Source organism: Bacillus lumedeiriae (assembly GCF_044891285.1).
Lineage (GTDB): Bacteria > Bacillota > Bacilli > Bacillales > Domibacillaceae > Pseudobacillus > Pseudobacillus lumedeiriae.
Genome location: NZ_JAUIYO010000002.1, coordinates 377,229 through 390,715, shown reverse-complemented (window position 1 = coordinate 390,715; position 13,487 = coordinate 377,229). Strand labels below are relative to the sequence as shown.

The 13,487-nt window shown below is 40.1% G+C and carries 11 protein-coding genes; all 11 read right to left on the bottom strand.

Translation table 11 applies throughout. The annotated features are described in order from the left end of the window. Nucleotides 1-98 precede the first annotated feature (98 nt). Nucleotides 99-1,625 carry an APC family permease gene (locus QYG89_RS05410; RefSeq protein WP_404315342.1) on the bottom strand — a complete coding sequence of 509 codons (1,527 nt, stop codon included), beginning with the start codon at nt 1,623-1,625 and terminating at the stop codon, nt 99-101. A gap of 161 nt (nt 1,626-1,786) precedes the next feature. Then, on the bottom strand, nt 1,787-3,556 hold the full coding sequence (xsc, locus tag QYG89_RS05405; RefSeq protein ID WP_404315340.1) for a sulfoacetaldehyde acetyltransferase: 1,770 nt from the start codon (nt 3,554-3,556) through the stop codon (nt 1,787-1,789). 50 nt (nt 3,557-3,606) lie between these two features. Then, on the bottom strand, nt 3,607-4,971 hold the full coding sequence (locus QYG89_RS05400; RefSeq protein WP_404315646.1) for an aspartate aminotransferase family protein: 1,365 nt from the start codon (nt 4,969-4,971) through the stop codon (nt 3,607-3,609). Nucleotides 4,972-5,359: 388 nt separating this feature from the next. Beyond that, the gene (locus QYG89_RS05395; RefSeq protein WP_404315338.1) at nt 5,360-6,085 is read right to left on the bottom strand and encodes a GntR family transcriptional regulator; all 726 of its coding nucleotides are present in this window, start codon (nt 6,083-6,085) and stop codon (nt 5,360-5,362) included. 125 nt (nt 6,086-6,210) lie between these two features. Further along, complete coding sequence (locus QYG89_RS05390) at nt 6,211-7,104, bottom strand: selenium metabolism-associated LysR family transcriptional regulator (protein WP_404315336.1); 894 nt, start codon at nt 7,102-7,104, stop codon at nt 6,211-6,213. A gap of 58 nt (nt 7,105-7,162) precedes the next feature. Next, complete coding sequence (locus QYG89_RS05385; RefSeq protein ID WP_404315334.1) at nt 7,163-8,203, bottom strand: YeiH family protein; 1,041 nt, start codon at nt 8,201-8,203, stop codon at nt 7,163-7,165. A gap of 172 nt (nt 8,204-8,375) precedes the next feature. Further along, nucleotides 8,376-8,573 carry a hypothetical protein gene (locus QYG89_RS05380; RefSeq protein WP_404315332.1) on the bottom strand — a complete coding sequence of 66 codons (198 nt, stop codon included), beginning with the start codon at nt 8,571-8,573 and terminating at the stop codon, nt 8,376-8,378. Nucleotides 8,574-8,670: 97 nt separating this feature from the next. After that, on the bottom strand, nt 8,671-9,477 hold the full coding sequence (locus QYG89_RS05375) for a thermonuclease family protein (RefSeq protein ID WP_404315330.1): 807 nt from the start codon (nt 9,475-9,477) through the stop codon (nt 8,671-8,673). Nucleotides 9,478-9,497: 20 nt separating this feature from the next. Continuing rightward, the gene (locus QYG89_RS05370) at nt 9,498-10,085 is read right to left on the bottom strand and encodes a lytic transglycosylase domain-containing protein (protein WP_404315328.1); all 588 of its coding nucleotides are present in this window, start codon (nt 10,083-10,085) and stop codon (nt 9,498-9,500) included. A 222-nt stretch (nt 10,086-10,307) separates the two neighbouring features. Further along, nucleotides 10,308-11,894, bottom strand: coding sequence for a hypothetical protein (locus QYG89_RS05365; RefSeq protein WP_404315326.1), 1,587 nt, complete (start codon nt 11,892-11,894; stop codon nt 10,308-10,310). 368 nt (nt 11,895-12,262) lie between these two features. Continuing rightward, nucleotides 12,263-13,396, bottom strand: coding sequence for an alanine dehydrogenase (gene ald, locus QYG89_RS05360; protein ID WP_404315324.1), 1,134 nt, complete (start codon nt 13,394-13,396; stop codon nt 12,263-12,265). Between the last annotated feature and the right edge of the window lie 91 nt (nt 13,397-13,487).

The following is a 13,487-nucleotide window of genomic DNA, read 5'->3' as shown; positions in this document are numbered from 1 at the left end:
CTTAAGAGGCTGACTCGAAGTGTCTAACCTCACCCGCCGTATATTGCGAGTGAGGTTAGACACATGGGAGTCAGCCTCTTTTCATTGCATAGCTTGTCCTATTTAGAAGCATCCAGTTTGAATTCTGCTAACGCTTCGTCTTCCGTACGATTATTTTCCGCAGGTCTCTCTTTTCCAAGAATATAGTAATCAAGAGTTTCTTTAGACACCTTTTGGAAATCTTTTGCTTTATACATATAGAATGCTATTCCCATCAATACCCAAGCTGCCAAAGCAATAAGTGATGGGGTGCCAAGAGCCGATGGAGAACCTGGTACAAGAAGCAAAGCGAGAAATGCTACACTTGATAGTACCCCTAAAAGACAGATGAGTTTCTTTACAGGAGAAACCGTTCTTTCATCTTTACCTTGCGCTCCTGCTCCCCCTTTAGAGTAACCGCTTTCAAATCTCCAGACAAATTGTTTGAATGCAGTTAGACACGTATATAAATAAGCAATGGTTACACCAATTGCGGACATGTCCACAATCCACAATAAAACGGGACGTCCAAACCAAGGGGCAATTAAGCATAAGATGCAAGTAAAAATGATCCCGTTGTGAGGGGTTTTATGTTTACTATGCAGTTTGGTGAATGCTGCTGGAAGAATTTGCGCTCTTCCCATCGCAAACATTAATCGGCTTGCCGAAACGTAAAAACCGTTTAATCCTGTAAAGATACCCATACAAACTGAGATCGCAAGACAAACGACTCCAATCGTTCCTAAACTTTGAGAAACCACGTCTCCTGTTCCCCAAATTGGCTTACCTGCAACTAGCTGCTGCCATGATCCTCCGGCAGCTGTAGCGATAACCATGAACGCATACAAAAATATAGCAACAAGAATTGAATAAATGATTAAGGAAAAAGCTTTCTTAGCTGGAAAGTTAAACTCTTCTGCAGCCTGAGGAATGTTATCAAAGCCGACAAAGGCCCATGGTGCCACAGCCAATATGGCTATAATACCTGTGATTGGTGCAATGCCCGGCTTAAAAGCAGGAGTCATGTAGCTAAAGTTGAAATCCGGATGTAAAAGCATGCCCGCCGTTAAGAAAATGATACCCAGGACAAGAATGACGCAAAAAATAAATTGTAGCTGACCTGATAATGAAGCACCTTTAATATTAAACCAGGCAAAAAAGATAAGAGCAGCACTTGCAATCAGCACTTCTCCTAAATAAACTTCCCATCCATTGATTTCATAAAGAAACATCGTATTCGTTATGGAAGGAAAAAGAAATTTTCCGAGAAGCGCCATGGCTGATGCATTTAAAGCGACGATACAAATATATCCTAATGTTAAAAACCATCCGCAAAAATATGCATGAGTCCTGCCAAAACCAAGATAAGCATAAGTAAATCCTCCGCCTGACACCGGGAATTTATTTATGAGAATGCCGTAGCTTACAGCGATCACCATCATGATTAAACCACCGATGAACAGTCCGGTGATTACACCAAGCGGACCTGCTTTCGCCATCCACTCCGTTGGCAAAATAAATGCCCCCCAACCGATAGCCGATCCTAGCGCAATTGCCCAAACCCAGTGCTGCTTAAATGTTTTGTCGAGCTGAACCCTTTCTTCCATCATATACCTCCTGTATTGCGGGATTTCCATTCAAAACGTCACTTGGCTCTTCTATTAGCATCTACAATCCCATATTAGCCCTTCAGAAAGACCTTCTTTTTTAGGCAGGGGGACATTTTTTTGAAAAAAAAGGGGCTTTTTTAAAAAGCCCCTTTTTCTTTTTACCAGTTTTTATGATCAAGATGTGCATATTTTTCAAGAAGGCGAGTTGGCATTTGCAGGGCATCTTTTCTAAATGGAGGTGCCAGCTGCGTACCGTCTACTAAAATATCAATAACTGTTGGCTTTTTAGAAGCAAGTGCAGTTTCAATCGCTTTTCGCAGATCTTCTGGATTATCTACGCGAATGCCTTCTGCTCCCATGCTTTTTGCTACTTCAGCAAAGTTTGGTCCCTCAATGTCTGCTCCTACAAAGCGGTTGTTATAGAAGTCCACTTGGTTTTTCTTCTCCGCACACCAAGCTCCATTATTGAATACACAAGCAATAACAGGAAGCTTTTGCTCTACAGCTGTGCTCACTTCATGAAGGCTCATGCCCCATGCCCCATCCCCAACAATACAGAAGGCTGGAGAAGACGGATCAGCAAGAACAGCACCCATTGCAGCCGGATAAGCAAATCCGCAGTTTCCAAATGTCAAAGCAGCTAAGTGTTTACGCGGTTGATTAAATGTTAAATACGCGTTAGATGTAGATGATGTATTACCGATATCAGAAGCCACAACAGCGTTATCTGGAAGAGCACGGTTAATTTCAAGGAGTGCTCGTCTAGGGTTCATCGGATTGCCTGGTACCATTGCCAAGTCAACAAGTTCTTGTTCCCATTTTTCTTTTTCAGCAGCGATTTTTTGCAGTCGTTCTTTATTAGGTGCAAAAGAAGCTCCGCTGTCTTGTAAGCGCTTTAAGATTTCTGCTGTAGAATCATACGCATCACCTAGAATACCTACCTCCACCGGATGAGTTCTCGCAATATTCCGATGATTAATATCAATTTGAATAATTTTAGCATTTTTAGGGAAATAGTCAATATCATAGCATGGTAAAGTTCCAAATACAGATAATCTTGTTCCAATAGCTAGAAGCACATCAGCGTCTTTCAAAGAGTGCATCGCTGCTTTTGATCCCATGTAACCGATTGGACCAACTGCCTGCGGATGATCTGCTGGGAAAGCATCATTATGCATATAAGAAACAGCAACTGGTGCGCTCAATTTCTCTGCCAATTCTTTCACTAGTTCAATAGCGTCAGCGTCAACGGCTCCTCTTCCAGAAATAATGGCAGGATTTTTCGCTTGTTTCAACAATTCTACTGCTTGATCAATAGCTTGAGAATCTCCGAATCCTTTTTTCTCTACACGGTATTGAGATGGCTTTAAAATATAATCTTCTACTTCGCCATAGAAGTAATCACGTGGAATATGATAAAGAACCGGGCCGCGTTCTGCATAAGCAAGACGGAATGCTGTGCGCAAACAATCTGCCACACGGCTTGGATGAGTTACTTTCACTGTCGCTTTTGTAATTTTGTCGAATACAGAAGCTTCATCACACTCTTGGAAACCATCCCATCCAATTGTTTTTGTACCGGCAGACGGCGCAATAACGATCATCGGCGTATGTGCCATGTTTGCAGCGGCAACTGATGTGACCATATTTGTAACACCCGGTCCATTCTGTCCGATTACTACGCCTGCTTTTCCAGTGACACGTGTAAATGCATCTGCCATATGAGCAGCACTTTGCTCGTGGCGAACCGGAATGAATTTAATGCCTGCTGTTGGCAGTAAATCCAGCATATCCATGAACGCTGATCCTAAAATTCCGTACATTTGATCAATGCCCTCTGCAAGCAATGTTTCAACGATTGCCTCACTCGGTGTCATTTTTAATTTCTTTCCTTGCATAACCTTTAATTCTTTTTCTGCTTTAACCATTTGAACCCAACCTTTCTGTCCAGTTATTTTTTATTTTGTATGATTAAAAATTATTTCGTGCTTTCAAAAACCTCAACAATTGTATTAACTAAGAAATGCAAGTCATCTTCCGTAGATGAGAGCGGCGGCGCTACGATCAGTACATTGTTAAAGCCCGGAACAGTGTCGCCATTGCGGCCAATGATTAATCCCTTTTCCTTGCACTTGGCAATAATACCGCCAATGATCTCATCTGAAATTGGCTCTTTCGTTACTTTATCTTTTACCAATTCCAGTCCATATAAGAATCCTTTTGAGCGCACCTCTCCAACAAATGGATGGTTCTCTAGCTCATTCAACTTGCCTAAAATGACTTCTCCGAGCCGTGCTACTCTTTCTACGATGCCTTCTCTTTCAATAATTTCGATATTTTTCAATGCAACCGCGCAGCTTGCTGGATGTCCCCCGTATGTCGATACGTGACGAAGATGATTGTCTGCACCCTTCTCTTTAAACTTTTCATAAATTCGGGAATGGACAGCCGTCGCCCCGAGCGGCAAGTATCCGCTTGTCAGCCCTTTCGCCATCGTAACAATATCTGGCTGAACACCTTCTGAATGCATAAAGCCAAACATTTTACCTGTACGGCCAAACCCAGAAACGACTTCATCAATAATCAAGAGCACGTCATGTTTCTTACATATCTCTGCTACTCGCTGTAAATATTCGCTGGAAGGAATAATGACCCCTCCTCCGGAAATAAACGGCTCCATAATTACTGCAGCTACTGATTCGGCACCTTCCCATGTAATCATTTGATCAATTTGATCAGCCGCCACTTTGTCACAATTTGTCACTTCTTCACCAAATGGACAGCGATAGCTATATGGAGGCGGAACATGAAGGAATCCTGGTACACCCGGATCGTATTTTACCCTTCTATTTGCTTGTGCTGTTGCACTCAGAGCTCCTAGAGTTGATCCATGATAAGCACGATATCTGGAAATGAATTTATATTTACCTGGATTTCCATTTTGCTGATGATACTGTCTGGCAATCTTGAAAGCTGTTTCATTGGCTTCTGATCCGCTATTCGAGAAAAATGTTTTATATGAGGCCCCTAATAATTCACTTATTTTCGCGGATAATTCAATAGCCGGCTGATGGCTTAACGTAAGAGGGAAATAAGAAAGCCTTTTCATTTGTTCTGCTGCAGCTTCGACAATTTCCTCACGTCCATGTCCTAAGTTCAAGCACCATAACCCCGAAACACCATCTAAGTATCTTTTGCCTTCAAGGTCTGTGAACCATGCACCTTCGCCTGACTCAGCGATCATCGGCTGGCCGCCTTCTACGTGACGGCTCATCGCGTGCCACAAATGCTCATTATCTTGTTTAACCAGCTTTTGATTATCTTGCACCTTCAATTGAGTCATCATGTTTGCCCCCTTTAACTAGTATTTATAAGTGACTAATTATCTATTAAACTCAGCTGCATCAACAGCGAATTTACTAGCACTTAACTTTTTAAATTGATCGTTGTTTATGGCTCCCCTTTCTTCTTCTCTTCTTTCATGTGTACTCTTTTGTACTCTCTTGTCGTGTCATGTCGTGTCGTCGTGTCATCCGTACCAGTTTGTGTTTGTCTCTTGGTGTTAACCTTATTAAAACACATGTTTTTAAAATATTCAATAAATTCTAAAAATATTACTTATTACTTTTTTAATTCATACTTATTTACATTCTTGATAAAAGATAGTCTATTTACTAATTGACAGATTCATCGTTAGGAAGCAGCCTTATGTTATCCTAGCTGCTCCTTAACTAGTTGCTTTTTTTACTTAGTTTTATTCGGAAAGAATACATATCTGATCTAAAAAAGGCAACATAATACTCAATCAGCCGCCCCGAATGATCCATAAGCTTCCGCTCCGTATTTAATACATTAAACGAATCCGAAACACCTAATAGCTCCGCATCTTCTTTACTTAAAAAGCTACTTGTAATCAGCTGTTCTGCTTCCGCTAATTTGATGCCGAGATTTTCTTCTATCAAGTCAAAAAGAGTCCCTTTATCAATATCTAGTTGAGCCAGCTTCTCGCCAATTTCAACCGGGTAATATTGTAGCTCAATAGCCAGTGGAATATCGTTTGCATATCGGATTCTTTTGATAAAATAAGCTTTTTCAAGCCCTGTCGCTTCTACAATCTCATGAGGAGGAATAATCGTTCCATGCGTAACAAGTCTGGCCCCTGGCTCCATCCCCATTTTCCTGATGGTTTCGGTTGTACTTGTTAATGATCCCAGCCAATCTTGAATAGCTTTCGATGAAATAAATGTCCCCTTGCCATGCACTTTCTCCACAATACCTTCCCGAACGAGATGGGCTACTGCTTCCCTCACTGTACTTCTACTTACCTCATACTCATCCATCAATTGCCGTTCACTCGGAATTTTATTACGGTAATGGCCCTCGTTAATTAATCCTTCTATTTTATTTCTCAATTGAATATGAAGCGGTATGGGGTTTTTAGGATTTAACTTTTCCATATAAACACCTCTTTCTCTTTTTTTCATCTTATGATGATTTATCCCTCTTGTAAAACAATTATATAACAAAAACGAGTACCGATTGGGTTCTTCTTAAGAATCCTGATCAATACTCGCTGTTAGAACTAACTGCCAGCCTGAGAGAAAACAAGCTCAATCAATTTTTCGCTTGTCAGCTGTAGTGCTTCTTCAAAATACACCATATAAAATTGTCTTATTAGTTTGACTCCATCAATCTCTATCTCTTTTAATGTTCCCAGCTGCAATTCTTTTTTCACAGCTGATTTCGAGATAATAGAAATGCCAATGTCGGCTTCTACTGCGCTCTTAATCGATTCTGTATGTTCCAGTTCCAGCACAGTCCTTAAAGCTGCAGGATCAACCCCGCTTTTTCTTAAACTTCCTTCAATAACCTGTCTTGTACCAGATCCTTTTTCTCTAATGATAAACGGCAGAGAAGTAAGTTCTTCCTTGGATACACTATGCTCACTAATTATTTTGGAACGGCTTGAAGCGATTAAAACTAATTCATCTTCTTGAAACGGAATTTGTTTTAAATTAGGGTAGGACAGCATTGATTCAATAAAACCAAGATTTAATTCATGTTTATACAGCTTTTCAATAATTTGTTCTGAATTACACATTCTCAAATGAATATCCACAAGCGGATAATTCTTTTTATATTCCGCAATTAGGAATGGCAGAACATGCTCGCCAATTGTTAAACTGGCTCCAATATTTAAATGGCCTGCTACCTCTCCTTTAAGCTCTTGTAGTTCATTTTGAATTTCATTCATTAAGAAAAGCATTTTTTCTGCTTTTTTGTATAGAATTTGTCCTGCTGGTGTTAAATCTACCTTCTTAGTGGTACGGTCAAATAATTTTGTTTGCAGCGTCTCTTCTAAATGCTTAATTTGCAGACTGACAGATGATTGAGATATATGTAGTTCTTTTGCCGTCTGTGAAAAGTTTTTATTATTTGCCACTGCATAAAATAAGCGTAAATATTCTAAATTCATTTTCCTTCTCCCCTCTGATCCCCCTTTCATTATAAAGGAGTGAGAGGAGATTTTTTAGTTAAATCATGCGAAAGATGAATAAAATCAGCGGAGCAAGTGCCAATAAACCCACGAAACCAACAACAGCAACTCCCACTGGCTTAATACCTTCTTTTGCAAAGTCTTTATAATTGACATTCAGTCCAAGACCTGCCATGCCCATAGCGAGCAAATAAGTGCTTAATAGAAGTAGATAGCCAACAACACTATCTGGGATAAAATTTAATGTGTTAATAAAGCTGGCAAATAAAAATCCGAAAATAAACCACGGAATTGGCAGACCTTTCAAACCTTTCTCTGTCAATTCTTTTCTGTTAATAACAAAACTGATCAATAAAGCAACTGGTATTAACAAAAGCACTCTGCCTAGCTTCACAATGACAGCTGATTGACTGCTTTCTACTCCTCCCGGAACAGCTGCTGCAACAACATGAGCCAGTTCATGGAGGGTTGCCCCTGTTAAGACGCCATATTCATAGTTGCTAATTGGCAGATAAGGAAATAGGAAGATATAAATAAGTGCACCTATTGTTCCTAAAATAGCGATACAAGAAACAGCAATCGCTGTATGCTCTTGTCTATTTTTAATGATCGGTGCAACAGCAATGATCGCTGCAGCGCCGCAAATAGCTGTACCCGCTGCTATTAACATTGACAAATGCTTGTCTAGCTTAAATACTTTTCCTAGCAAAAGAATAAACGACATCGTAAAAGCAATAACAAGTATATCTGTTACTAGAACCGCGTAACCTGCTGCCACAATATCTAACAGATTCAAGCGGAAGCCTAATAAGATAATTCCCGCCCGCAGCAGTACTTTACTGCTAAATTGAATTCCCTCCTGATAGCCGGGCTTTACTTGAAGTGTATTTTTCCAAGCCATCCCAATTAAGATGGATAAAATCATAATACCCATTATGCTAAAAAAAGGTAGTTTAGCAATTAAGCTGGCAGTAACCGCAATAAATAAAGTTAACATGACTCCTTTTACAACGGTGCGGGACTTCCCTTCTTTTCCTGGCCCGGCTTGTTTGTACGTTTGTATTTTTTGTGCTTCCAACCCAATCACCTCCACATTAATTAGATTAAACGTAACATAGTTTTTGTTAATTATTATTTTGATTATGTGATAAGTGTTATTGCATTCTCTCATGGAAAGAAACATTCCTTGTTTTCAGATCTGCCGCCAAACAAAAAAAACGACCTAAAAAGGCCGCTTTTTTTGTTATGTTCTACTTCCTGTCTCTACAATTTCCTTGCCATCCCTTACAATTCTTTTCACTTTCTTTACAATCATCTTCTCTTTTTTTACAACTTTCTTCTCTTCTTGGACAGCTTCCCCACCAAAACTCGTGAATACGCCGCATTCTTTCTTCACGTTCTCTATCCGTCATGCCACATCTTTTTTCCTGCTTACGATAATTATCCATTTTTTACTCCTTCCACAGTCAGTGATTAACACATTTTATGTGCGAAGGAGAAAAAAGTGCGGGCAACAGACAGGCTAATAGAAGGTTGTTCGCCCTTTTATCTTTTAGCTGCCCTAAATCCGGCTGCTTCTGCTTCCTCTTTTGTACAAAATATTTTCTCTGGTTTAGTTACCTCGTATGACTGATTGCCGGGCATATGATAGATTTTCTCTCCTGAACTTGAGATGTTCCCTTTAATCTCACAATCACCTGTTGGGGCAGCAGCCTTGTCTTCTTTCTTTATTTCCGTATTATACCCGCGGTCTGTTACATAGTCTTCTAGTGACCAAATTCCCATCCTTTGTTCGCGGGCCTTTTGCTGTACTTCTTCGAAACGGTCGACATATTTCGTATTCGGTGGAAAAACAGCTACACGTGCCAGTCCTTTCCTAATCAGCTGCTCATTCACTAATTGACCATCAAGCCACACATAGGCAAGAACACGTCCATAACGGTCACGCTCTTGTACATCCAATTCTAAAGATACCTTCTTATCAGTTAATAACTTTTTAGTAAAAGCAGAGGCTTCAGGACCAAAAGGCTGAACACCGAGACGCGGATGTTTTGTTTCCGGTGTATCAATGAGTGTCATGCGAACGCGCTCTTCCTGTCCATTCGACAGCTTGATATCGAATGTATCCCCATCTACCACATAAGTAACAATACCTGTCAACTCTTTTTTCTCTGCTATATCCGAATCAGACGAATCAACTGCAGAAGAGAGATTCTCCCTCTCTTCTGTTGCATGGTCGCTCACCATTTCGGACGATTGATTTACCGTTTTTTCCGGCTGTTCTACCGCTGTACAACCCCCAAGTAACAGAAAAACGGCAATCAATAAAGACCCTTTCTTTTTGATCACCATACATTTCTTCCCCCTGACTCTTATTCTTTTGATGTGTATGTGTAAAAATAATGAAGCACTTCGTCTACATATTGCTGACTATGATTATAAGCATAGATCGCTTCCTTCAACTCACCATCGGCAGCTCCGTGTGCCTTTAAATAGGAAGCTGCACTAAAAACAGCGTCTTCCAAATTGTAAGGATCTGCTTTTCCATCACCATTGGCATCGACACCGTAGCCGCCATATTTCTCAATAACAGCTGGGTTGACTTTATCTTCATCAGAAATGTCTCCTTTTCCGAGGCCGCTGCACGTCGGATGACTCCAACCCACAAAAGTACATGGCATAAACTGCAAAGGTCCTTCTGCGCCGACCGGTGACACCATAGGATCCATTTTGGAAAACCTCGTTTCTACCCGGTGATGGGCAGCCAATAGTTCCCATGGCACACCGTATTCTTGCTCCGCTGCTTTATATATTGGAATGAATTCCTGTGGGACAGGTGATTCAAAAATGAGGTTGGCCGATCCATTCTTTTGACTGACCGCCACGTACAATATAGCAAACATAAATAACAGAAAGAACAATTTTCTTTTTACTGATTTCTTTAATTTTCTTCTTTTCATGTTGTTCTCCTAAAATATAAAATCGGTTCGCATCTATATTAGGGAAGTAACAGAGAATACGCAAGCACTAATGATATATTCTAAAAAAAGACCGCCCTGCGCCTGGCAGGACAGCCTGTCTAAAGTCTTATTTCATGGAAAGCTTCTCTTCATCAACTGTCTCTGTTGTTCCAGCTCCACCCTAAACGTACAATAGGATTCAAACCTGTCTGTGCTGCACAATTACGGATGATTAACATAAGAAGTTGTTTCTTTTTCCATCTCACTTCTATATATTTGCGACAATCCATATGTCCGTTTTTCAGCTGCTGAAATATTCTCTCTCATTTCCTTTTCCTGACGCTTTACTTCAGCCAATTTTTCTTCGAACTTTTCAATTTTACGCTGTATTTCCTGTTTATTGCGATCGACTTCTGCCAGTTGGTCGTTTGAACGATGTATTTCATAAATCAGCTGCGGTTCGTAGTCGTGGTATTTTTCTAACACTAATAGAGTCATCTCGTTGAAAACTTTATCAATTTTCTTTTCAAGCTGGACTTTCTCAGTCTGATAATAACCAGATTTAATAAACGAGGAGACAGACTTGATCACTCCCCGCTTTGCGTTCTGCTGCTTCGCTAACTTCACTTCAAGCTTCATTAAACTTTCCTGCAGCCGATTATTTTTCACACTAAGCTCGCCGAAATACGGCCGCGCCGGATCTTTTTTTAACAGCTGCGTCAGCTGATGATATAGCTGTTTATTATAAGTATCTATTTGAACAAATGCTGCCTCTTCCTCTTTCAGCTCTTCCTTAAGAATCGCTAGTCCCTTTTTCCAGTCGTTTTGCTTCTGCACCATTTCATTCACTGAGCGAAGCATCTTCTTATAATTAATCAAGCGCTTGTTCCATGAATGAGTAATAACTGCAAGCTCTTCATGATCTTCTGATTCTGTCCTGCTGTCTGCCAAATAGGGCAATATTGTTTCAAGTAATACGACAGGCAGCAAACCTTTATTAAAAAGAATGTTCTGGTACCGATAAAACAAGCCGCCACTTTTAAAAATAAGGGATAAAAGCAAATCGGGATTGGTCATCCACGAAAAATAAGCTGGCTCTTGTGATTCTTGAGAAGCCGATGGGCTTTCGCTTGAAAAACACTGAAGCAAATATTTATAAAAACCAAATCCTGTTTTTTCCACAATGGCAGTAAAAACAAGGAATGTATCTTCCATCAAAGACTTTTCTAATTCGCTTGTCGTCCACTCATCTATGTGCATTTGCTGTTTAATTTGCTCTTGCTGATAAGATGGGAGCCGCTGGATAAAACTCAAAATCTCCTCCACCCAAATCATAGATGGTAGTTCTTTCTCCTCTTTTTGCTGTCGGGCATTGATATGAGAGTATAATTCCGTCATTTCCCAATGAACGAGAAACTCTGTTTGATTACTTGCAGGAAACCGTTCAAATGTTTGAGAGAACCCTTTATATTGTTTTTGTAGTTGTTGAAACATCTCTTCGATGATCTCTTCACATTGTCTAATCGTTCTATAATGATCATCAAGTGAACGCATCGGAAGTTTTAAGGCTCTGCTTAATTCAAGTAATAAATCAAGCTGCAGCTCATGGTCTTCCACTACGTTTAATTTATCTGCTTCCCGCTTGATCCAGTTATAAAAATGAGCAGACTGCTCTCTCGAAACAAGTTCTTTCGTTTTTGAAGAAATGAGATCCCAAAAGTTTAAATCATGAAGCATAACATACACAAAACGTAAATGTGTCCCTTTTAGGGATACGAGTGAATGTGCTAATTGCCTGCCTTCTATCATAGTTAATCCGTCCAATCTGTTCAAATCATTTATGTATCATTATATACCAAAACAGTGGAAGAATGTATGCACGCAAAGGAAGTCTCTCATAAAAAAAAGAAAATTGTCGGATATTGTTTAAAACTAATTAAGAGGTTTTTATATTAATAATTGCATGTATGGGGAATTTTCTTATTGGAACTGTTATTATTAGCACCATAGGCAGACGAACATAAGCATTTGGCAACAATCCGATAGAGTGCCTCGGCAGACCATTCTTTATTAGCATTTATCCCCCTACCCAAAAATAGACTGTCCCGAAAATTAGTGATTCACTAATTTTCGGGACAGTCGTTTACACATATATTTATAAAAACACTTTCCTCTGTTTACAAGTTACTGTGCACCGTACAAGTCAATTCATCGATCGCTTTGTATTCATATCCAAGATCCTTAGCTACTGCTTCATATGTTACATAGCCTCGATAAGTGTTGACACCCAGTTTCAATGCAGGGTTGTCCTTAATTGCTTTCTCAATCCCTTTGTTAGCAATTTGCAGAGCGTAAGGAATTGTCACATTCGTTAAAGCGACCGTTGACGTACGTGGAACAGCTCCTGGCATGTTCGCCACTGCATAGTGAAGAACACCATGCTTTACATATGTTGGATTATCATGTGTTGTTACGTGATCAACTGTTTCAAAAATACCGCCCTGGTCTACTGCCACATCGACAATGACAGAGCCTGGAGACATTGTTTTTACCATTTCTTCTGTGACAAGCTTAGGCGCTTTAGATCCCGGGATTAATACTGCACCGATCACAAGGTCAGATTCCTTGACCGCTTCCGCAATATTAAATGGGCTGGACATTAACGTTTGGACACTGGAACCAAAAATTTCTTCAAGCTGACGCAGACGATCCGCATTTAAATCAATAATTGTTACATCCGCTCCAAGTCCCGAAGCAATTTTCGCTGCGTTAGCTCCAACTGCACCACCGCCGATCACTGTTACTTTCCCCTTTTTAACCCCTGGTACTCCGCCAAGAAGGATACCTTTGCCACCTTTGTTCTTTTCAAGGAATTGTGCACCAATTTGTGCTGACATACGGCCAGCTACTTCACTCATTGGAGAAAGTAAAGGAAGAGTACGATTAACCGAAACTGTTTCATATGCTACGCCTGTTACACCGCTCGTTACGAGCGCTTCTGTCAGATCAGGCTCTGCTGCAAGGTGAAGATACGTAAATAACAATAAGTCTTTACGGAAGTACTGATATTCTGATTCAATTGGCTCTTTTACTTTTAGTACCATATCAGCTTTACCCCATACATCTTTAGCTGATTCAATCAGTTCTGCACCAAGCTGTTGATATTCCTCATTAGTGAAACCGCTTCCAATTCCTGCGTCTTTTTCTACTAACACTTTGTGTCCTGCTCCAACTAATGTACTAACGCCAGCGGGTGTGATAGCAACGCGATTCTCATTGTTTTTAATTTCTTTAGGAACACCAATAATCATATGAACATCCCCCTTATTTTCGGTATAAGTACATAATAGGACATATTCCATTTCATGTCATCATTATAAAAGAAAAATTCAGGGAGATGTT